This window comes from Methylobacterium guangdongense (assembly GCF_038442355.1).
Taxonomy (GTDB): Bacteria; Pseudomonadota; Alphaproteobacteria; order Rhizobiales; family Beijerinckiaceae; genus Methylobacterium; species Methylobacterium guangdongense.
Window position 1 is genome coordinate 74,353 of record NZ_JBBXMX010000020.1, and the last position, 19,487, is coordinate 93,839.

Annotated in this window: 21 protein-coding genes; 11 read left to right on the forward strand and 10 right to left on the reverse strand. The window is 70.2% G+C overall.

The window, feature by feature from the left end:
- The first annotated feature begins 151 nt into the window (after positions 1–151).
- Complete coding sequence (locus AAHG09_RS26150; protein WP_342110424.1) at positions 152–586, forward strand: GlcG/HbpS family heme-binding protein; 435 nt, start codon at positions 152–154, stop codon at positions 584–586.
- A 9-nt stretch (positions 587–595) separates the two neighbouring features.
- Here the strand turns inward: AAHG09_RS26150 and AAHG09_RS26155 are convergent, their stop codons facing one another.
- On the reverse strand, positions 596–1,147 hold the full coding sequence (locus tag AAHG09_RS26155) for a PAS domain-containing protein (RefSeq protein ID WP_342110425.1): 552 nt from the start codon (positions 1,145–1,147) through the stop codon (positions 596–598).
- A 463-nt stretch (positions 1,148–1,610) separates the two neighbouring features.
- Here AAHG09_RS26155 and AAHG09_RS26160 point away from each other — a divergent pair, with 463 nt between their 5' ends.
- A complete protein-coding gene (locus AAHG09_RS26160) occupies positions 1,611–2,879 on the forward strand; it encodes a Zn-dependent hydrolase (protein WP_342110426.1) in 1,269 nt (422 codons plus the stop codon).
- Positions 2,880–2,888: 9 nt separating this feature from the next.
- On the opposite strand, the gene AAHG09_RS26165 is transcribed toward AAHG09_RS26160, so the two are convergent.
- Positions 2,889–3,260, reverse strand: coding sequence for a DUF6883 domain-containing protein (locus AAHG09_RS26165; protein WP_342110427.1), 372 nt, complete (start codon positions 3,258–3,260; stop codon positions 2,889–2,891).
- A complete protein-coding gene (locus AAHG09_RS26170) occupies positions 3,257–3,496 on the reverse strand; it encodes a DUF4926 domain-containing protein (protein ID WP_342110428.1) in 240 nt (79 codons plus the stop codon). The genes AAHG09_RS26165 and AAHG09_RS26170 overlap by 4 nt, the downstream gene beginning before the upstream one ends.
- Positions 3,497–3,621: 125 nt before the next feature.
- Here AAHG09_RS26170 and AAHG09_RS26175 point away from each other — a divergent pair, with 125 nt between their 5' ends.
- On the forward strand, positions 3,622–3,927 hold the full coding sequence (locus AAHG09_RS26175) for a hypothetical protein (protein ID WP_342110429.1): 306 nt from the start codon (positions 3,622–3,624) through the stop codon (positions 3,925–3,927).
- Positions 3,928–3,981: 54 nt separating this feature from the next.
- Positions 3,982–4,500, forward strand: coding sequence for an SRPBCC domain-containing protein (locus AAHG09_RS26180; protein WP_342110430.1), 519 nt, complete (start codon positions 3,982–3,984; stop codon positions 4,498–4,500).
- 13 nt (positions 4,501–4,513) lie between these two features.
- Here AAHG09_RS26180 and AAHG09_RS26185 read toward each other — a convergent pair whose 3' ends face one another.
- Entirely contained in the window at positions 4,514–4,765 is a 252-nt protein-coding gene (locus tag AAHG09_RS26185; RefSeq protein ID WP_342110431.1) for a hypothetical protein, read from the reverse strand.
- Positions 4,766–4,878: 113 nt separating this feature from the next.
- On the opposite strand from AAHG09_RS26185, the gene AAHG09_RS26190 reads away from it, so the two are divergent.
- From AAHG09_RS26190 to AAHG09_RS26205, 4 genes are all read left to right on the forward strand, one after another.
- Positions 4,879–5,667, forward strand: a complete 789-nt coding sequence (locus tag AAHG09_RS26190) for a spermidine synthase (protein WP_342110432.1) — start codon at positions 4,879–4,881, stop codon at positions 5,665–5,667.
- A 68-nt stretch (positions 5,668–5,735) separates the two neighbouring features.
- A complete protein-coding gene (locus tag AAHG09_RS26195; protein WP_342110433.1) occupies positions 5,736–5,942 on the forward strand; it encodes a hypothetical protein in 207 nt (68 codons plus the stop codon).
- A gap of 93 nt (positions 5,943–6,035) precedes the next feature.
- Positions 6,036–8,381, forward strand: a complete 2,346-nt coding sequence (locus tag AAHG09_RS26200) for an Orn/Lys/Arg family decarboxylase (protein WP_342110434.1) — start codon at positions 6,036–6,038, stop codon at positions 8,379–8,381.
- A complete protein-coding gene (locus tag AAHG09_RS26205; protein ID WP_342110435.1) occupies positions 8,381–8,959 on the forward strand; it encodes a GNAT family N-acetyltransferase in 579 nt (192 codons plus the stop codon). Before AAHG09_RS26200 ends, AAHG09_RS26205 begins: the two co-directional genes overlap by 1 nt.
- 200 nt (positions 8,960–9,159) lie before the next feature.
- Here the strand turns inward: AAHG09_RS26205 and AAHG09_RS26210 are convergent, their stop codons facing one another.
- Positions 9,160–9,768, reverse strand: coding sequence for a YceI family protein (locus tag AAHG09_RS26210; protein ID WP_342110436.1), 609 nt, complete (start codon positions 9,766–9,768; stop codon positions 9,160–9,162).
- A 101-nt stretch (positions 9,769–9,869) separates the two neighbouring features.
- Between AAHG09_RS26210 and AAHG09_RS26215 the strand changes: the two genes are divergently transcribed.
- Positions 9,870–10,850 (forward strand): LysR family transcriptional regulator, encoded by a 981-nt coding sequence (locus tag AAHG09_RS26215; RefSeq protein WP_342110437.1) that lies wholly within the window; start codon positions 9,870–9,872, stop codon positions 10,848–10,850.
- A gap of 168 nt (positions 10,851–11,018) precedes the next feature.
- Positions 11,019–11,360, forward strand: a complete 342-nt coding sequence (locus AAHG09_RS26220; protein ID WP_342110438.1) for a cupredoxin domain-containing protein — start codon at positions 11,019–11,021, stop codon at positions 11,358–11,360.
- 289 nt (positions 11,361–11,649) lie between these two features.
- Here AAHG09_RS26220 and AAHG09_RS26225 read toward each other — a convergent pair whose 3' ends face one another.
- Complete coding sequence (locus AAHG09_RS26225; protein WP_342110439.1) at positions 11,650–12,141, reverse strand: hypothetical protein; 492 nt, start codon at positions 12,139–12,141, stop codon at positions 11,650–11,652.
- Positions 12,142–12,438: 297 nt separating this feature from the next.
- On the reverse strand, positions 12,439–13,419 hold the full coding sequence (locus AAHG09_RS26230; protein ID WP_342110440.1) for a hydroxyacid dehydrogenase: 981 nt from the start codon (positions 13,417–13,419) through the stop codon (positions 12,439–12,441).
- 398 nt (positions 13,420–13,817) lie between these two features.
- Here AAHG09_RS26230 and AAHG09_RS26235 point away from each other — a divergent pair, with 398 nt between their 5' ends.
- On the forward strand, positions 13,818–14,582 hold the full coding sequence (locus AAHG09_RS26235) for a hypothetical protein (protein WP_342110441.1): 765 nt from the start codon (positions 13,818–13,820) through the stop codon (positions 14,580–14,582).
- Between the two features lie 9 nt (positions 14,583–14,591).
- Here the strand turns inward: AAHG09_RS26235 and metB are convergent, their stop codons facing one another.
- The 3 genes from metB to AAHG09_RS26250 form a co-directional block, all read right to left on the reverse strand.
- Positions 14,592–15,752: a cystathionine gamma-synthase gene (gene metB / locus AAHG09_RS26240; RefSeq protein WP_342110442.1), complete on the reverse strand. Its 1,161-nt coding sequence runs from the start codon at positions 15,750–15,752 to the stop codon at positions 14,592–14,594.
- Positions 15,753–15,967: 215 nt separating this feature from the next.
- Complete coding sequence (locus tag AAHG09_RS26245) at positions 15,968–16,873, reverse strand: BLUF domain-containing protein (RefSeq protein WP_342110443.1); 906 nt, start codon at positions 16,871–16,873, stop codon at positions 15,968–15,970.
- 26 nt (positions 16,874–16,899) lie between these two features.
- A complete protein-coding gene (locus AAHG09_RS26250) occupies positions 16,900–18,624 on the reverse strand; it encodes a putative bifunctional diguanylate cyclase/phosphodiesterase (RefSeq protein ID WP_342110444.1) in 1,725 nt (574 codons plus the stop codon).
- Between the last annotated feature and the right edge of the window lie 863 nt (positions 18,625–19,487).

The following is a 19,487-nucleotide window of genomic DNA, read 5'->3' on the forward strand; positions in this document are numbered from 1 at the left end:
CCCCCGGGGAAGGATCGGTGCCCTGCCGCTCGTTGAAGCGGCGCTGTCGTGTCCCGGGCCGGGAAACCCCATGGCCGCACCGGCCGACCTTGCGCCCGGCGCTTCAAACCGTCACAGCCTCTCGACCGGAAACCGCGAACGGGAGTGTCCCATGCACGTCACGATTGAGCAGGCCGACAAGGCCATTGCCGCCGCCCGGGCGAAGGCGATCGCGCTCGGCACCCAGATGTGCATCGCGGTGGTGGATTCCGGCGGCAACCTGAAGGCGTTCCACCGCATGGACGACGCCTGGGTCGGCTCCATCGACATCGCCCACAAGAAGGCCAAGACCTCGGTGTTCTTCGGCATGATGACCGGCCAGATCGGCCAGCTGTCGCAGCCCGGCGGCCCGCTCTACGGGATCGAGCACTCGAACGACGGGCTGATTACCTTCCCGGGCGGCATTCCGATCGTCGATGCGGACGGCGTCATGTCGGGCGCCATCGGGGTCAGCGGCTCGACGGTGGAAAACGATCACGCGGTCGCGGAGGCCGGCGCCAAGGCCATCGGCCAGACCGAGCTGCCGGCCCATCCCTGGCGGACGTAGGGCCGGGCTTCAGGGCGCGCGCTGCGCCAGCGCGCGTCCGATCCCGAGCAGCAGCATGCCCGACAGGAGGCGCAGGGCCGTGTCGCCGTGGCGCTCCAGGGCGGTGTGGACCTGGATGCAATGGTCGGCCGCGGCGTCCAGATTCGCGGCCGGCGTGGCGCTGTCCGCCCGCGGTGACGCCCAGCGCCCGTGCCATGCGGTGATGTCGATATAGGCTCCGCAGCCCTGCAGGCGCCCGGTCGCGTCGGGTGCCACGAGACCCTGGTCGAGGATCCAGCGGGTCTCGCCCGTCCCGGTCAGGATGCGGAACTCCAGGGCGACCGGTCCACCCGTCTGCCGGAGGTCCTGGATCACGTCGAAGACCCGGTCCCGATCGCCCGGGTGGATCCGCCCGAGGGCGACGTCGAGGGGCACGGGCTTGCCGACCAGACCGGGATTGCCCGCCAGCATGGAGGCGGCGCCCAGGTCGAGCACGGATCGGCCGGCGGCGACGTCCGTATCCCAGGTGCCGATGAATCCCGCGGCCTGTAGCGTCGCGGCTGGCGTGGATGCCAGTAGCATGAGGACTCCCTCCAACTCGGGCCGGTGATCGTTTCGGGCCGGATCCGCGATCCGACACGGGCATCGTCCCGAAAGGTGCGCGCCGGGCGTTCCCGGTTCTGTGCCGTCGCTCTGGTATCCGGGAGGATGCTCCCGCGTCTGCGCCGCCGTTGTTCGTGTCAGGGAGATGCCGCGGCGTTTTCGGGATGACGATCAGGCTGTCACAAAACATTAAACAGGTCAAATTTTGATCAAAAACTGTAATTTCTGCGATATGTATGTATTTATACGAATGATTGACGACCGGACTCTGCTGCCCGTTGCGGCAGCGTTCGGCGATACTGACAAGCCAGCACTCGGTGGGTCCGCACGGGCCCACCGGGCCGCCGGCTCCCGTCCCGGTCCCGTCGGGTCCCTGGTGCCGATCCGGATCGCGGCCTAACCTTCGCATCCGGTACGCCTTCGGCAGAGAGGCATCGCACCCATGGATCGCATCAACCTCCCGCTCTCGCGGGATCGGCTCTGGACCAGCCTCATGGACCTCGCCCGGATCGGGGCGCTGCCCAATGGCGGCAACGACCGGCAGACCCTGACCGACCGCGACGCGGAGGGGCGCACCCTGTTCCAGCGCTGGGGCGAGGCCGTGGGGCTGACCCTCACCGTCGACCGGGTCGGCACCATGATCTTCCACCGCCCGGGGCGGAACCCGGACCTGAAGCCGGTGGCGATCGGCAGCCACCTCGACACGCAGCCCACGGGGGGCAAGTTCGACGGGCCGCTCGGCGTGCTGGCCGGGCTCGAGATCATGCGCGCCCTGCACGAGGCCGGGATCGAGACCGAGGCGCCGCTCCTGCTGATCAACTGGACCAACGAGGAGGGGTCGCGCTTCCCACCGCCGATGAGCGGCAGCGGCGTCGCCATGGGGATCGTCCCGGAGGCCGAGGTCCTGGCGACCCGGGACCTCGCGGGCCTCGCCTTCGGCGACGAGTTGCGGCGCATCGGCTGGCAGGGCGCGGCGGACCCGGCGGCCTTGCGCGGGATCGGCGCCTATTTCGAGCTGCACATCGAGCAGGGCAAGCGCCTGGAGGATGCGGGCCTGACCATCGGGGTGGTGGACCGGGCGCTGGCGCAGATCTGGTACGAGATCACCGTGCAGGGCGAGGAAGCCCATGCCGGCAGCCCCATGGACGGGCGGCGCGACGCCATGATGGCCGCGGCGGCGCTGATCGCGTCCCTGGAAGGTATCGCCCACGGGGCGGTGGGCGTCGGCGGCGAGCGCGGGCGGGCCACGGTGGGCGTGCTGAAGGCCGAGCCGGAGAGCCGCAACATCACGCCGGGCCGGGTCTGGTTCAGCCTCGACGCGCGCCACGGCGACACCGACCAGCTGGAGGCGATGCGGGCGCGGATCGTGGAACGGGCCGACGCCCTGGCGGCCGAGCGGGGCGTCGCGATCCGCGTCGAAGAGTTCTGGCGCGCGCCGCCGACCCCGTTCGATCCGGTGCTGGTCGACCGGATCCAGGCCGCCGCCGAGGCGCGGGGCCACGCCTGGACGCGGATGCCGACGGCGATCTACCACGACGCGGTCTACTGCGCCCGCGCGGTCCCGGCGGCCCTGGTGTTCTGCCCCTGCCACGGCGGCATCAGCCACAACGAGGCCGAGAGCATCACGCCGGACTGGGCCGGGGCCGGTCTGGAGGTCCTGGCCGACGCGGTCCTCGCGACGGCGGGCGTGGCCGCCGGGAAGGCCGAATGAGAAACCTCGCTACGGTCCGGATTTCAGACGACGGCGTGTCAGGGGAACCGCGGTCACGAAGTGCATCTCGCGCACGGACCCGATATCCCGCGGTTCCCAGACCGTGCGCAGGGGCATGTCCCGGCCATCGGGGGCCAACACCGTTCCCTCGAACACGACGGCCAGCGTTCCGACGCGCGTCGTGGAGGGCATGCCGGGACGATTGCCCATCGCGTGCAGGACGAGGGCATTCGCGAGGATCGCCGGCTCGTCGGGCGAGAAGCCGAAGCGCATCAGATACTTTGCCTTCGGGCCGCCGACCGGATGCGCCAAGTCGGTCAGGTAGCGGGAAATCTTATGCGCTTCGATGTGCCAAGTGACCGGAACGCTCTTGTCGGTCAAAGGGCTGGACGCTCGGCGCGGCGTATCTCGTGCGGGAAGACCGACACGAGGGCTCCGGGCGGCTCGGCGAACTCGACGACGTAGCTTTCGCCCGCGCCGTGGACGCTGACGATCGTGCCTTTACGCCCGGACGGAATGAGATCGCCGTCATCGCTGACGGTGTCGACGAGCAGCACCACATCGTCGAGGTCCCGAAGGCTCGACTGCGGAGCATCCTGCTTGAATCGATAGACCAACGCGACGGACATTCCAGTAGGGTAGGGTGTCCGATAAATCGGGACAAGTCGGCCGCCTCCACCGTCCGCGATGGAGACCCGCGTGCCGACGTCCGGCACGCGGCTCGCAGAGAGAGGTTCCCGCCATGCCCGACGACAACGTGATCCGCCCCGCCTTCGGCACGCCGCGCCGGGCCGAGCCCGCCGGGCCGGGGGCGACCGATCAGCCGTTCCTGCGCGTTCTCGGCACGGGGGCGGGCCACCGGGTCGGCCTGATCCGGGATCCGGCGGCGCAGGAGGGCGAGGTCTTCCGGGTCGTGGTCGGGCCGGAGGACGAACCGGAGGTCGAGACCGTGGCGCTGCTGCCGGTCACCGCGGAGGCCGAGGCCGAGGCCCAGCGAATCGGCTTCGCGGTCCTGCGGGCCCTGGAAGTGGTCGAAGGGGCGATCTGAACCGCACCGTTTTCGGTCCACGGGTGTTCTTCACGGCAGGCGCGGGAGGGACGCATGACGGTCGGCAAAGGAACTGTCGACAAGGGAACGGCCGGCAAGGGGGCAGCCGGCAAGGGCCGGACGGCCGCCCGGGTCAGCAGCACGACGATCGCGATTCCCGCCCGGGCCGGGATGGTCTGGTCGGTGCTGACGGATCTCGAATCCTATCCGGACTGGAACCCGTTCATCCGGAAGGCCGAGGGGCAGCGGCGCGCGGGCGCGCGCTGGCGCCTGGAATTGACCCTGAACGGCCGCACATTCCGAACCGTGCGCGTGCAGGTGACCGGCTGGGAGCCCGGCCGGTGCCTGGTCTGGCGCGGCGGCATCGCGACGCCGCATCTGATCACCGGGACGCACGCGTTCCGGATCACCGAGACCCGGCAGGGCGTCGATCTCGTCCAGGCGGAGACCTTCGCGGGCTGGCTCGCCCCCGTGCTGTTTCCCTGGTTGCAGGCCCGCACGCAGGCCCGGTTCGCCGAGATGAACGCGGCCTTGCGGGACGAGGTCGCCCGCCGGATGGCCGAGACGGCCTGACCGGCAATCCCGGTCAGTCGATCGGCTTCGGCTTGACGATCGGCGAGCGGGTCAGGCTCTGGATCTCGCGGCCGGGTCGCCCGGCCTTCAGGGCGATCTCCGCCTCCTGCTCGAGGATCAGGTCGCGGGCCGGCTCGTCGCCGTCCAGGCCGCCCAGGATCTCCATCGGCACCCGCCGGTTCGAGGCCCGGGAGCCATCCGTGTAGACGACATCGAACATCACAAAGCCCCGCTCTTGCGGTCTCGACTTGATACGCTTGGCCATAGGTGCTGATACGCCGCCGGAATTGATCGCGGCAAGCCGCCGCGACGCGTGGGGGGCGTGCGGTGCGCTTAGGCCGCGCCCCCGACACCCCGCACCCGACGAGGACGCTGCCCGTGATACCCTGGGTTCATCTCGATACCGGATCCGTGCCCGGCGGCGGCACCGACCTGCGGCTGATGCGCCGGGGCGAAGAGTTCGCGATCCTGGCCGATACGATCGAGCTGATGAACAACCGGCGCAGCGGCTCCGAGGTGGCGCTCGCGGCGATGACCTGCGCCCGGCTCGCCGACCGGCCCCGGGCCCGGATCCTGATCGGCGGCCTCGGCATGGGCTTCACCCTGCGGGCGGCCTTGGCGGATCTCGGGCCCGAGGCGCAGGTGGTGGTGGCCGAGCTGGTGCCGGCGGTGATCGCCTGGGCACGGGGCCCGCTGGCGCATGTCTTCGCCGGTTGCCTGGACGATCCGCGGGTCGACCTGCAGGAGGCCGACGTGAACCGCCTGATCCAGGCGGGGCCGGAGCGCTACGACGCGATCCTGCTCGACGTCGACAACGGCCCGGAGGGCCTGATGCGCCGGTCGAACGACCGGCTCTACGACGAGTGGGGCCTCAAGCGCGCCCGCTGGGCCCTGCGGCCCGGCGGGATCCTGGGCGTCTGGTCGGGCGCGCCGGACCGGAAGTTCAAGAGCCGGATGCAGCGCTCCGGCTTCGACGTGGACGAGCAGCGCGTCCACGCCAGCGGCCGGGGCAGCGGGCCCAAGCACGTGGTCTGGTTCGGGACGAAGCGCGCCGGACCCGCGGAGCCGACCCAGGGCGGACCGGCCCGCGGTACCCCCACGCGGGCGGCCCCGGCTCGCGGCGCCGCGGTGCAGCCCGCCCCCGGACGGACCCGGAGGATGCGATAGCCCGGTTCGCTGACGCTCACGGTCGCACCCCCCTGTGCCGACCGCGCGACATCCCGCACATTCAATTCATGGGTGCGAATTGCGGGCATCTCTACACGGTCGAGGTGAAGCCGAGCCGGCATGACCCGGGTGGCTTCACCTGGGCGATCCGCGACCGCGGCAAGCTGGTCAGGGGGTCGTACCGTCCGCATGCCTCCGAGCACGCTGCCCGTGCCGTCGCCCTGGCCGAAATCGAGCGGCTGATCGGGCATGACGGCCGGTCGGGCGGGGCCTGATCCGACGATTCATCACCCCGCCCCAGGGCTGTCATCCAATCGTCACGGACGGGCCAGAAAGCCTCGCACTGTATCCCCGGCTGAGAGGGCTCCATGGACTTCCACCGTCGCTTCACGGTCCTGATGTGCACGCCGGCCTTCGATCCGGACGACCTGGAGGGCGCGCGCGTCAATCAGATCGTGGCGGCCGTGGAACAGCGCGGCTTCGAGGTGGTGCGCGCCCGGCGGGTCGAGGACGCGGCGATCGCGGTCCAGACCGACGCGGCGGTGGGCTGCCTCGTGGTCGACTGGGGCAAGCGCGGCCTCGACGGCAAGGCCGCCGCCCTCATCGACATGATGCGCAAGCGCGGCCTGGAGATGCCGATCGTCATCATGGTCCGCCGCAAGCGGCTGGAGGACATCCCGGTCGAGCTCCTCGACTTCATCGACGGCTACATCTTCCTCGCCGAGGAGACGCCGGAATTCATCGCCCGCGGCCTCGTCAGCCGGGTCACGCAATACGCCCAGACCCTCAAGACCCCGTTCTTCGGCGCGCTGGTGGACTACGCCGAGAAGGGCAACCAGCTCTGGACCTGCCCGGGCCACAACGGCGGCATCTTCTACAACCGATCCCCGATCGGCCGGATCTTCGTGGAGCATCTGGGCGAGGCGATCTTCCGGGACGACCTCGACAACTCGGTCCTCGACCTCGGCGACCTGCTGACCCACGAGGGCCCGGCGCTGAAGGCCCAGAAGGAGGCCGCCAAGATCTTCGGGGCGGAGAAGACCTACTTCGTCCTCAACGGCACCTCGGCCTCCAACAAGATCGTCCTGTCCTCCCTGGTGGCGGAGGACGACCTCGTCCTGTTCGACCGCAACAACCACAAGGCGGCCCATCACGGCGCCCTGTTCCTCGGCGGCGGCATCCCGATCTTCCTGGAGACGGACCGCAACGCCTACGGGCTGATCGGGCCGATCTTCCACGAGGCCCTGGACGAGACCCGGATCCGCGAAAAGATCCGCCGGAACCCGCTGGTGACCGATCCGGAGGCGTGGCGCCGGGAGCGGCCGTTCCGGGTCGCGGTGATCGAGCAATGCACCTACGACGGCACGATCTACGACGCCCAGGAGATCCTGGAGCGGATCGGCCACCTCTGCGACTACATCCTGTTCGACGAGGCCTGGGCGGGCTTCATGAAGTTCCACCCGCTCTACGCCCGCCGCTTCGCCATGGGGCTCACCGGGCTCGACGAGACCTCGCCCGGCATCGTCGCCACGCAATCGACCCACAAGCAGCTCGCCAGCTTCAGCCAAGCGTCGCAGATCCACACCCGCGACGGGCACATCCGCGGCCAGACCCGGCGGGTCGAGCACAAGCGGCTCAACGAGAGCTTCCTCGTCCACGCCTCCACGTCGCCGTTCTACCCGCTCTTCGCCTCCCTCGATGTCGGCGCCCAGATGATGAAGGGGCGCTCGGGCATGATCCTGTGGGACGACACGATCCGGCTCGGGATCGAGTGGCGCAAGAAGGTCCGGGCGATCCGGCGGGAATTCGAGGAGAACGAGCGCGATCCGGCCCGGCGCTGGTTCTTCGACCCCTTCGTGCCGGACGTGACCAAGGGCGCCGACGGCGAGGAGGTGCCGTGGGAGAGCGTGCCGACCGACGAGCTCGCCGCCACCCCGCGCCACTGGGAACTCAAGCCCGGCGCCCGCTGGCACGGCTTCACGCACGTCGCGCCGGGCTACGCCATCACCGATCCGAACAAGCTGACCGTGCTGACGCCCGGCTTCGACCGGAAGACCGGCGCCTATGCGGCGCACGGCGTGCCGGCGCCGATCGTGGCGCAATACCTGCGTGAGAACCGGATCGTCGCCGAGAAGAACGACCTGAACTCGCTGCTCTTCCTGCTGACCCCGGGAGTCGAATCCTCCAAGGCCGGCACGCTGATCTCGGGCCTCGTCGCCTTCAAGCGGCTCCACGACGACAACGTCCCGCTGGAGGAGGCCATGCCGGAATTCGTCGCGCGCCGGCCGAACCGCTACCGGGGCGTGCGCCTGCGCGACCTCTGCGGCGAGTTCCACGCCTTCCACCGGGAGGCCGGCACCTCCACGCTGCAGCGGCGGCAATTCGCCCCCGAGCACCTGCCCGAGATGGTGATGCCGCCGAAGCGCGCCGCCCAGATGCTGACCCGCAACAAGGTCGATTACGTGCCGATCGCCGAGGCCGAGGGGCGGATCGCCACCACGCTGATGCTGGTCTATCCCCCGGGCATCGGCACGGTGCTGCCGGGCGAGCGGCTCGACGAGCGGGCCAAGCCCATGCTCGACTATTTCAAGATGTTCGAGGCCTCGGCCAACCTGTTCCCGGGCTTCGAGGCCGAGATCCAGGGCGTCTACCGGGAGGTCGAGCCGGACGGGCGGATCCGCTTCCACACCTACGTCGTGCGCGAGGGGGCCTGATGGAGATTGAGGTCGAGCCCCCCGGCCCGGTCGTCGCGCGGCCCAGCCCGGACATCGTCATCCGCCCCTCGTCGGACGCGGATCTCGAGGCCATGGTGGCGATCTACGAGCACCATATCGGCAAGGGCGTCGGCGATGTCGGCGCCTTCGAGGAGGCGCGCATGCTCCCCGACGACCTGAAGCGGCGGCGCAAGTCGATGCGCAAGAAGCGTCTGCCGCACCTCGTGGCCGATCGCGGCGGCGTGGTGGCGGGCTACGCCTACGCGGTGCCGTTCCGGAAGCGCCCGGCCTATCGCTACACCCTCAAGCATTCGATCTACGTCCATCCCGACCACCTGCACGCCGGGATCGGCCGGCGGCTTCTGCCCGCGCTGGTCGAGGCCTGCGCGGCGGGGGGCTACCGCCAGATCATCGGCTACATCGATGCCGAGAACGAGGCCTCGCTGCGCCTCCACGAGGCCTGCGGCTTCGAGCGGGTCGGCTACCTGCGGGCGGTGGCGTTCAAGTACGGCCACTGGGCCGACAGCGTAATGGTCCAGCGGGCGCTGGGGACGGGGTCGGAGGACCGGCCGGGGTAGGGGGGGTGTCGCGCCGCTGGCGCGGCTTGTCTTGGCGCTGGATCCCAGATCAGGTTCCGCTGACGCTCCACCTGTCCGGGAAAGGGGCGGTTCAGGATGAAACGCCGACCCTTTCCCGGGCGCATGCAGCGAAAGCGGAATGCGACCTGGGACCGAGCACACGATCCGCCGCGAAGCGGCTCCAGCCTAAGAGCCCGCCCTCAATCCTGCTTCTCGAACGCCCCCGCGATGGTGAGGTGCAGCTCGTCGCCGATCAGCGGCACGTAGGTCTTCACGCCGAACTCCGAGCGCTTGAGCGTGCCGGTGGCCTCGAAGCCGACCGTGTACTTCTTGCTCAGCGGGTTCACGCCGGCGCCCACCAGGGTGACGTCGAGGGTCACCGGCTTGGTCACGCCGTGGAGCGTCAGGTCGCCCGTCACCTTCGCGTGGTCCTTGCCGGCGGGCACGACCTTGGTGGACACGAAGGTCATGTCGGGGAACTTGGCGGCGTCGAGCCACTGGTCGCCCTTCAGCTCGTCGGTGAGCTTGGCGCTGGTCGTCGTCACCGAGGCGACCGGGATCTTCACCGACAGCTTCGCCGCCGCCGGGTTCTTCGGCTGCAGCTCCAGCGTGCCCGACACGTCCGAGAAGCCGCCCGCGTAGTTCGAGAAGCCCATGTGGGACACCCGCCAGCCGACCTGGGTGTGGCCGGGATCGACCGCGTAGGTGCCGGCCTGGATCTGTGCCGGATCGCGGGTCGGAGGCGTCTGGGCGAGGGTCGGGGTGGTGATCAGCAGGGCCAGGAGGCCGGAGGCGAGGATCGACTTCAAGGGTATCTCCCACTTGAGCAACGGTCGGGCGCGACTCGGCGCGCCATCCGGGCCGTCTAGCGCCGTTCACGGCCGCGGTTGAGCCTGCTATCCGGAACCCCATGGTTGCCAGATCGGAAACGTTTCGCGGCGGGCTCGACGACGTGCGGGCGTTCTGCACCGTGGTCAATCTCGGTACCGTGACGGCCGCCGCGGCCAGCCTGCGGGAAACCAAGGGCAGCGTCAGCCGGCGGATCTCCCGTCTGGAGCGGGCGCTGGGCGTCCGCCTGATGGCGCGGACCTCCCGGGCGGTCTCGCCCACCGCCGAGGGGCTCACCTTCTACGCCAAGGCGCAGGAGAGCCTGACGCTCCTCGACGAGGCCGCCGAGACCGCCCGTGATGCCCGCACGGTGCCGGCCGGGCACCTGCGAATCACCACCTCGATCGATTTCGGGATCGAGGTGATGCCCGAGATCATCGCGAGCTTCCGCGACGCCTATCCGCAGATCACCGTGGAGATGCTGAACACCGACGCGCGCCTCGATCTGGTCGCCAACCGGATCGACCTCGCCCTGCGGCTCGGCAGCGCCGAGGAGACCGGCTATCACGCCGTCGTCCTGGCGACGCTGGCGGCGGCCCTCTACGCCGCCCCCGCCTATCTGATGCGCCGGCCGGCCCCGGCGGATCTCGCCGCCCTGCACGACCACGACCTGATCCTGGCCCGCGAGCGATTCGGCGCGGCGGCCCTGGCGCTGAGCGACGGGCGGGGCCGCACCGAGCCGCTGTCCGTGAGCCCGGCGATCCGCGTCAGCGATTTCGCCACGGCGCACCGCTTGACCCTGGCGGGTGCGGGGATCGGCCATCTCCCCACCCTGGTGGCCGCCCGGGCCCTGGCGGCGGGCCAGCTCCGGCGCGTGCTGGCCCCCTGGGCGAGCCGCGGCGCGGCCCTGCGGGCCGTCACCCTGGCGGGCCGCGAATTGCCGGCCCGGGTCCGGGTGTTCCGCGCCCATGTGAGCGACGCCCTGGCGGCCCGCGCCTGGGCGCACGAGGCCGTAGATTTAGACGTGAATACTGTTGATGGTCGGACACAGGCAGTAGAATAGGTCTCAATCCTGGCGGTTCGATAAAATTCTAACGTTCGCCGTATCGTTTCGTTGGTGGGCCTGCGCCACCATGCAGTGCAACAGAACCCGATCGCCCGTGAGCAATCCGGGTCGATCGGGCTCCATCGAACCCCCCGGGACGCCATCATGCCCCCTTGCCGCAGATGTTTGCGCTCCCTCCTCATCGTCGGTGCGCTCGCCCTTGCGGGATCCGGCTTGGCGCTGGAAACGGCACGGGCAACCCTCTCGAGCGCAGCCCGGATCGTGCTGCAGAAGGGGCGCCAATACGCGCCGACCGACCTGTATCTGCGGCGCGGCGACACGATCACCCTGCGCAACGGCGATGAGAGCTTCACGCACCACGCCTTCATCGAGGCCGATCGATTCTCGTTCGATGCGGGCGATCAGGAACCCGGCACCGAGACGCGCCTGACGCTGATCGAGCCCGGGGATTTCGTGATCCAGTGTGGCATCCATCCGAAGATGAAGCTCACCATCCACGTGCAGTAGGGGGGCAGGCCGAACGGCGGAGGCCGGCTTTGCGACGCGAATCTGCGCCACCGCGAACGTCTTGGGGGATTACGGATCGGCCATCCAGCCCAATCCCCTCATCCTGGGGAGCGGGAGCGTAGCGGAGGCCTCGCAGGAGCCCTCCAGGGATCGCGCGGCCGGCTGGAGGGCTCCTGCGAGGTCACCTCAGGCCGAAGGGGGATCGAGTGGAATGACCTGATGACCCCCCTCGCGGGGCTCGGTCGTGCCCCGGGGGGCAGGTCAGCCCGGATCGACCAGGCGCCCCAGGTCAGCTGTCGCGTCCGAGGCCGAGACCGCGCAGGATGTCGCCGATCGGGTCGATCCGCCCGCTGGCCTCCGGTGCAGGTTGCTGCGTGGGCCGCGGCATGGCGGCCGGATCGACGGCGGCGGTGCGGGCCCGGGCGGGGCGCCGCAGATGGGCGACCCGGGACCGGTTCCGCTCAACGCCCTTCCCGCGATGGGTCGCGGTGCTCCTGCGCGGCGCCTCGACGGGCGCGGTCTCTGGCGAGGTCGCAACGGCGGGCTGGGCTGCCGGCAGTGCGACGGCGAGCGCCCCGGTCGTCTCGGGTGTGTGGCGCGCTGGCGGATCGGTCCAGGCGACCGGCTTGACCAGCGATGCGGCCGTCGTATCGGGCCGCGCCGGCGCATCGCGATCATGCGAATGCAGGTTCTGAGCAGCCACGCCCAGCCCGAATACGGCAAGGACCGTGGTTACGAGGAGGGAGCGAGCGTATTTCATGGCGGGAAAACGTACGGCCAAGCTCCCGGTTCCGCTTGACTGTTCCGCCGCGTTCTGGGAACGCCCGTGCCGGACTGAGCTCCGAAAACAAAAAAGGCCACTCCCGAAGGAGCGGCCCGAAGTCTAGGGAGGAAACGCCCAAGAAGGGCAGCGGGAGGGCGACGCCATCGCCATCCCGCAATGCACACATAGAATATCGCAGTGCGGTGGGCAATGGCGGGAGGCCCGCGGAGACATGCATAGATGATGGTATCGCGCCTCCGAGCCATGATCCCACATCATGCATGAGGGTATGCGCTCTGCTGGCGCCCGCCCACATCACGCCCCGCGCCGCTGATCCCACACCTCTGGATTGACCAAGCCGCCCGGATGCCGGCCGGCCAGCACGTCGACCACCCGGGTTGCGGCGGTCTCGGCGGTGCGGATCAGGGCGGCTTCGGTGGAGCCGCCGACATGGGGCGTCAGGATCACCCGTTCCTGCCGGGCGAGGGTATGGCCGGTGGGCAGCGGCTCCTGCGCGGTGACGTCGAGCCCGGCGCCGGCGATCGTGCCGGCTTCCAGGGCCTCCACGAGGGCGGCCTCGTCGATCAGGCCGCCGCGGCTGGTGTTGATCAGGAACGCGCCCGGCTTCATCCGCGCGAGCTGCTCCCGGCCGATCAACTGGCGGGTGCTGGCGGTGAGCGGCAGATGCAGCGAGACGATATCGGCCTCCGTCAGCACGGCCTCCACCGAGGTGGCGCGCAGGGCCCCCGCGGTGGCGAAATCCGTCTCCGGGCGGCTCGGCCCGTAGGCCAGAACCCGCAGGCCCAGGGCGGCGCCGAGGCGGGCCGTGGCCTGTCCGATCGCCCCGAAGCCGACGAGCCCCAGGGTCAGACCGGCGAGTTCGACCAGGCGGGTGGTGAACTTGAAGCTGTCGTCGCCCTGCCGGACCGACCGGTCGGCCCCGGGCAGGGCCTTCGCCAGGGCAAAGATCAGCGCCAGGGTCTGCTCGGCCACCGAGACCGCATTGGCGCCGGGGGTGTTGACCACCACGATGCCCGCCGCGGTCGCCGCCGCCTTGGCGACGTGGTCGGTGCCGGTGCCGTGCACGCCGATCACCCGCAGGTCCGGGGCCGCCGCGATCGCTTCGGCCGGGAAGCCAGTGTTGCGGGTGATGACCGCGACGCAGCCGGCGACGTCGCGGGCCAGGGTTTCGGCATCGGTGCCGCGCGCCTGGCGCGGCTCCAGCCCGGCCGCGCGCAGCCGGTCGAGGCCCGCCGCGTGAATCGGCTGGACGATGAGGCACGGACCGGTGATCACCTGATTATCCTTCGCCAACCTGAGGGACGGGTTCACGCGCAGCTTGGTCCCACCATGGCGCGTTACCCAGATCGTGGTTTCAAAAGGTCGGTGACCTTTTGCGGGTGCAGGGCAGAGCCCTGCCGGGCCTGTGTGAAGCCCCCATTGTCGGTCTTCGACCGATATCGGGGCGCCGCCCCGATACCCTGCCAAAGGGCTCGCCCTCTGGGATCCCCGATCCGACGCCTGCACCACGCAACGATACCAGAAGCCTTTGCTCCGCCCTTAGTGTCCGCCTTGCATCCTGGCAACGCGGGCGCCGGTGTTTCACGTGAAACGCTTCGTTCACCATGTGCCGGCGCCTCTGTGGCGGTGCCGTCATCGCCGACGGATCCGCCATCTGCTAGCCACGCCTCGGCATGACGACCTCGCAGTGGCGCACTCTTCGCAACGAGAAGGCTCAGGCGCGGCTGGAGCGGGCGCTGCCGTCGGTCTTCCCCGCGCCGGTCCTCCGGCACGCGCTCACCCGGCCCCTGATCCCGCCGACACCGCGGCTCGCCGTCGAGAGCTATTGGCGCAACCATGTACTTCGGGCCGACCGGCTCGCCCGGGCCCTGGCGGCCCGCTCGGGGACCCCGGAGGGCTGGACGTGGCAGCTCGGCCGTGACGGCTCGGGGGAGGGCCGCGCCGTCAGCTTCCGCACTCCGCCCGCCCCCTATCGCGATCCCGCCTTCGCCCGGGGCCGCGGCGCCTGCTGCATCTGCGGCCAGCCGGTCTATCGCTTCGGCTGGCACCGGGATCTCTGGGGCAGTGCGCCCAACGCCAGGGCCGGCTGGCACGCGGCCTGTGTCACGGCCTGGAAGTTCTGGCTCGCCCCGCATGCGCAGGTTCGGGCGCTGAAGCTCCGCCAGCGGCACCGCTGCGCGACCTCCGGCAAGCGGCTGCTGCGCACCGCCGAGGTCGACCACGCCCTGCCGCTCTATCAGGTCTGGCGAGAGCACCGCACCCGCCCCTGGCCGGACCTGCTCGCCTATTGGGGGGCGCCGAACCTCCAGGTGGTCAACCGCGCCGTCCATGTCCTGAAGTGCAAGGACGAGGCCGCGGAGCGCTCCCAGACGCTGCGGCTCTCGCGCTTCCGGGTGGTCGAGGACGAGTCCGGGTTCAGCGTGATCGAGGAGGGCTGAGTGGCCGGCTCAGCCGCCCACGGCGTCGAGGCCGCGCGCCAGATCGGCCAACAGGTCGTCCTCGGCCTCCAGCCCGACGGAGAGGCGCAGCAGCCCGTCGGTGATGCCGGCGATCGCCCGCGCCTCCGGGTCCATGGCGGCGTGCGTCATGGTCGGCGGGTGGGCGACCAGGCTCTCGACCCCGCCGAGCGACTCGGCGAGCGTGAACACCCGCACGGCCCCGACGAAGGCCCGCACGGCATCAAGCCCGCCCGCGAGCTCGAAGCTCAGCATCGCGCCGAAACCCGCCTGCTGCGCCTTGGCGAGGGCGTGGCCGGGATGGGACGGCAGGCCCGGATAGTGGACGCGGCTCACGGCGGGGTGGGCGTCGAGAAAGGCGGCGATCCGGCCGGCGTTCCGCTGCTGCTGCTCCACCCGCACGAACAGGGTGCGCAAGCCCCGGAGCGTGAGATAGGCGTCGAGCGGCGAGCCCGTGACGCCGATCGTGTTGGCCCAGGCGGCGAGGTCGTCGCCCATGGCCTTGTCGGCCGCGACCACGGCCCCGCCGATCACGTCGGAATGGCCGTTGAGGAACTTCGTGGTTGAGTGGACCACGAGATCCGCCCCCAGGGCGATCGGCTGCTGCAGGGCCGGCGACAGGAAGGTGTTGTCGACCACAGCTAGCGCGCCGACGGCTTTCGCGGCGGCGGTGACGCGCCGGATATCCACCACCCGCATCAGCGGATTGCTCGGCGTTTCGACGAGCACGACCTTCGGCCCCTTGGCGAGTGCCGCCCCCAGGGCGTCCGGATCGGTCTGGTCGACGAAGTCGACGCGGTAATGCCCCCGGGCGGCCCGGAAGCTCAGCAGGCGGTGGGTCCCGCCGTAGAGGTCGTGCGGCGCGACCAGCAGGTCACCGGGCCGCAGGCTCGACAGGGCGAGGTCGAGGGCCGCCATGCCGCTCGCCACCATCACGGCCCGGGCCCCGCCTTCAAGCTTGGCGATCGTGTCGGCCAGCGCGTCCCGGGTCGGGTTGCCGAGGCGCGAGTAATCGTAGGGGCCGGGCTGCTCGAAGGCCGGGAACTTGAAGGTGGTCGACAGGTGGATCGGCGCGATGACCGCCCCGAAGGCTGCATCCTGGGCGACACCGTTGGCCGCCGCGACGGTACGGGCCGCGAATCCGTCTGACATCGACTCGTCTCCACAACAGGATTGGCCCCCTTCGGCCGAATCCCGCCGCGTTCTTTATGTCGAACGGTTCAGTCTTTCAAGAGAACGATCCGGGAGCTGCCGTTTCACGCGCCCTCACGCTCGTGCGGGGACGCGCGTGACCGGCTGGTGGCTGACCAAGACGTCTCCCGGACGCCGCAACGGCATCAGTCCGCCGGACTTGGCCGAAATCCCGGTCAAGCGGCGACGGAATCGCGCGTCGCCGGCTGGTCCGGCTCCGCGGCCGGCGCGGCGTCGAGGCCGTCGGCTTCCTGCACCATCGCCTGCGCGAGGAGCCGCGCCCGTCCGGCCCACAGATCCCGGGCGTCGCGCTCGGCGCCGATCCGGTCCTCGGCGGAGGCCAGGGCGATCCGGAGGGCGTCGATCTCAGCCCGCAGCTCGGTGGTGCGCGCCCGCTCGCTCGCCAGCGCCGCCTTGAGCACGTGGAGCGCGGCCTCGGTCGCGTCCCGCTGACTAGCGCGGTTCGGGGCAAGGGCGGCGGGAGCCGGTGCGGGCGTTGGAGCCGGTGCGGGCATGGGGGCCGATGCCGCCGCGTCCGGCCGCAGCTGGGCGATCTCGGCGCGCACTTGCACCACGTCGAGGGCCGCCACCGTGCGCGTGCCCGCGACCGTGTGGGTCGCCGCGACCGGCGGTGCGATGGCGGCGGCCGGGATGCCCTCTTCCTCCATCACCAGCCCGTGCAGCATCGAGAAGACCCGGTCGCCGTCGAGGCGCGACAGATCGAACCCGCTCTCGGCCGCGAGGCCGCTGAACCGGGCCTGCCCGCCGGCCGACTGGCCCACGAACGCCATGGACCAGTTCCCGAAGCCGCGGCTTTCCGCCGGACCGCATTGGAGCACCGTCACGTCGCTGTGGCGCAGGTCGCGCTGGATCCGCTCGAAGGTGGCTTCCACGCCGGCCCGCGGGCCTTCGAGCACCTGCGCGAAGGCCCCCGCGTTGAACATCAGCGCCCCGGTGACGCCGACCGCCGCGTTGTTGCGCTGCGAGGCGGCGAGGATCTGCCGAACCTCGGCGGTCATCTCGGCTTCCGGGCCGCGGAGCAGGTTCTTGCTGGCGTAGATGAGGCGGTAGAGGTCGGTCATAGCGGGGCGTCCGGGAGCGGAGTGGATCAGGCCTTTGGATAGGCGGCAAAGACCGGGAGCAGGTCCTCGGTGGGGACGGGCCGGCTGATCAGGTAGCCCTGAACGTCGGTGCAGCCCTCCAGGCGGATGCGCTGCATCTGCTCAGGCGTCTCCACCCCCTCGGCCACCGTGGTCATGCCGAGGCTCTTGCCCAGGCCGGCGATGGCGCGGATGATCGCCTCGCCGTCGGGCTTGGTGGCGAGGTCCTTCACGAACGAGCGGTCGATCTTGATCTTGTCGAAGGGGAAGCTGCGCAGGTAGCTCAGCGACGAGTAGCCGGTGCCGAAATCGTCCATCGAGACGCGCACGCCGAGTTCCCGCAGCCGGTGCAGGGTCTGGAGCGTCTTCTCGTTCTCCTGCAGCAGCACGCCCTCGGTGATCTCCACCTCCAGCCGCCGGGCCGGCAGACCCGAGGTCGCCAGCGCCGAGATGATCGTCTCCACGAGCCGGTCGCTCTTGAACTGCGCGGGCGAGACGTTGACCGCCACCGACATGTGCGCCGGCCAGGTCATCGCGTCGCGGCAGGCTTGGCGGATGACCCATTCCCCGATCGGGACGATCAACCCGATTTCCTCGGCGAGCGGGATGAAGTCGGCGGGGGAGACCAGCCCCCGGTCGGGGTGTCGCCAGCGGATCAGGGCCTCGCAGCCGATCAGCTTCTCACTCTCGAGTTGCAACTGCGGCTGGTAGTGCAGCTGGAACTCCCGGCGCGCGAGGGCTTGGCGCATGTCGAGTTCGAGCTTGCGGCGCGCCTGCATGCGCGCGTCCATCTCGGGCTCGAAGAACCGATAGGTGCCGCGGCCGTCGAGCTTGGCGCGGTAGAGGGCGAGGTCGGCGTTCTTGAGAAGCCTGTCGGCATCCGCGCCGTCCGCGGGGGCCAGCGCCACGCCGACGCTCGCCCCGATGGTGAGGAGATGGCCCTCGACCATGTAGGTCCGGCCGATCAGATCGACGATCCGGCGGGCCAGAGCCTGGGTGCCGGCGGCGTCGTGCGCACCCGCCTGCAGGATGACGAACTCGTCGCCGCCGATCCGCGCCACCGTATCGGTGGGCCGCACCGTCGAGCGCAGGCGATCGGCGACCTTCTCGAGGAGCGCGTCGCCGATCGGGTGGCCGAGGGTGTCGTTGACCGGCTTGAACCGGTCGAGGTCGATCAGCAACACGGCGCAGGCCTCGCCGGTCCGGGCGAGGCGCGCCAGGGCTTCGGCGAGGCGCTCGCGCAGGAGCAGCCGGTTCGGCAGGCCGGTCAGCGGATCGAGGCGGGCCATCGCGTCGGCCCGGGCCTCGCTCGCCTTGCGGGTGCTGACATCCTCCAGCGTCACCACCCAGCTTCCACCCGCGACGGGCTGCAGCTCCGCCTGCACCGTGTGATCGGCGCAGTTGACCTCGATCAGGCGCGGCTGCCGCCGGTCGAGGGTGTGGCGCAGGGTCCCGATGATGGCGTGGCGGTTCTCCCGTGTCTCCCCGCGCAGGAGGCGCAGCAGCGGCAGGGCCGAGGCGTTCTCCCGCAGGACCACATTGAGGCTGGAGAGAAGGTGCCGCGCCGACGCGCTCGCCAGAACGACGAAGCCGGCGCGGTCGATCATCAGGAGGCCCTGGCGGACCGCGTCGAGATAGCGGACCAGGGTGTCGCGGCTCACCGTCGGATCCGGGCGGCTCGGGTGCGCCGGGATCCGGCTCACGGAGGCGACGGGCTGGGGATCCGCGCTCATGCACGAGGCCTTGGGTCTGCCGGGCTGAGCCCGTGATCGGAAACCCCGCCGTTCTATCGGTGAAGATGCTAACTTACGGTTTAGCTGCGCACGATGATCACGTTGACATAGGTTTAGATTGCTGAGGAGCGAGTACTGCGACGAGTATTGCGGTGGAGGGCTGGACAATCCCGCAGGCCGATCGGCTTCCCTCGAGAGCCGCCTGTCCGTCGACAGAAAATCCGGGCGACGTCAGAGATCCGACGCGGGTTCGATCCCCCGTCAGCCAGCCGTGGCACGCATGGGACAGCCCCGCGACATCCCGAGCCTTGCAAACCCCGTCGGACTGCGCCATATCGGGTCCATCGGCAGCGACGGAACGCCGTTCGCCGACAACCTCCAACCTCCCAGTCGACCACATCCGCTCCGGCGGGGCATCGACATGTCGGAGCCTGATCCAGGTTCTGCGGAGCGTTGGACGCCTTTCACTGAGACGTCTGCGGCCGGCCTTCGGGGCGTGCCGTTGCGTTTGGCGGAAGGTGACCTTGTCCCGACGGCCCGCCGCGAGCGGTTCTTTCGCCGGAGAAAAGGTCGGTTGACAGGGGGGTCGGGGTCAGCCTATACGGCGCCTCCCGACGCGGTGCCGAAGCAAAACGGCCCGGGTCGGACGGACTTCCCGAGAGTTAGAAAAGTAGATCTGGCGAGAGCCAAGGTACTTGACTTCCTCTCGAAAGGTAATTACGAAAGTGATTACTGATCTTTGACAAGTTGGAATTGAGGAAGGGAGACGCGGGCGGCGTTTGTCCTTGCGGCCAGGCCTTAGGGTCTGGCGTGAGTAGACTTGTGCCGATCTTGTGTTCTTCTTTCTGAGCTCACCGACGGGT

Coding starts and splice junctions, on each gene's coding strand:
- AAHG09_RS26245 (WP_342110443.1), bottom strand. CDS start 16,873: ATGACCGACCTCTACCGCCTCATCTACGCCAGCAAGAACCTGCTCCGC.
- AAHG09_RS26195 (WP_342110433.1), top strand. CDS start 5,736: ATGGGTGCGAATTGCGGGCATCTCTACACGGTCGAGGTGAAGCCGAGC.
- AAHG09_RS26160 (WP_342110426.1), top strand. CDS start 1,611: ATGGATCGCATCAACCTCCCGCTCTCGCGGGATCGGCTCTGGACCAGC.
- AAHG09_RS26175 (WP_342110429.1), top strand. CDS start 3,622: ATGCCCGACGACAACGTGATCCGCCCCGCCTTCGGCACGCCGCGCCGG.
- metB (WP_342110442.1), bottom strand. CDS start 15,752: ATGTCAGACGGATTCGCGGCCCGTACCGTCGCGGCGGCCAACGGTGTC.
- AAHG09_RS26250 (WP_342110444.1), bottom strand. CDS start 18,624: ATGAGCGCGGATCCCCAGCCCGTCGCCTCCGTGAGCCGGATCCCGGCG.
- AAHG09_RS26200 (WP_342110434.1), top strand. CDS start 6,036: ATGGACTTCCACCGTCGCTTCACGGTCCTGATGTGCACGCCGGCCTTC.
- AAHG09_RS26185 (WP_342110431.1), bottom strand. CDS start 4,765: ATGGCCAAGCGTATCAAGTCGAGACCGCAAGAGCGGGGCTTTGTGATG.
- AAHG09_RS26235 (WP_342110441.1), top strand. CDS start 13,818: ATGACGACCTCGCAGTGGCGCACTCTTCGCAACGAGAAGGCTCAGGCG.
- AAHG09_RS26150 (WP_342110424.1), top strand. CDS start 152: ATGCACGTCACGATTGAGCAGGCCGACAAGGCCATTGCCGCCGCCCGG.
- AAHG09_RS26205 (WP_342110435.1), top strand. CDS start 8,381: ATGGAGATTGAGGTCGAGCCCCCCGGCCCGGTCGTCGCGCGGCCCAGC.
- AAHG09_RS26215 (WP_342110437.1), top strand. CDS start 9,870: ATGGTTGCCAGATCGGAAACGTTTCGCGGCGGGCTCGACGACGTGCGG.
- AAHG09_RS26155 (WP_342110425.1), bottom strand. CDS start 1,147: ATGCTACTGGCATCCACGCCAGCCGCGACGCTACAGGCCGCGGGATTC.
- AAHG09_RS26180 (WP_342110430.1), top strand. CDS start 3,982: ATGACGGTCGGCAAAGGAACTGTCGACAAGGGAACGGCCGGCAAGGGG.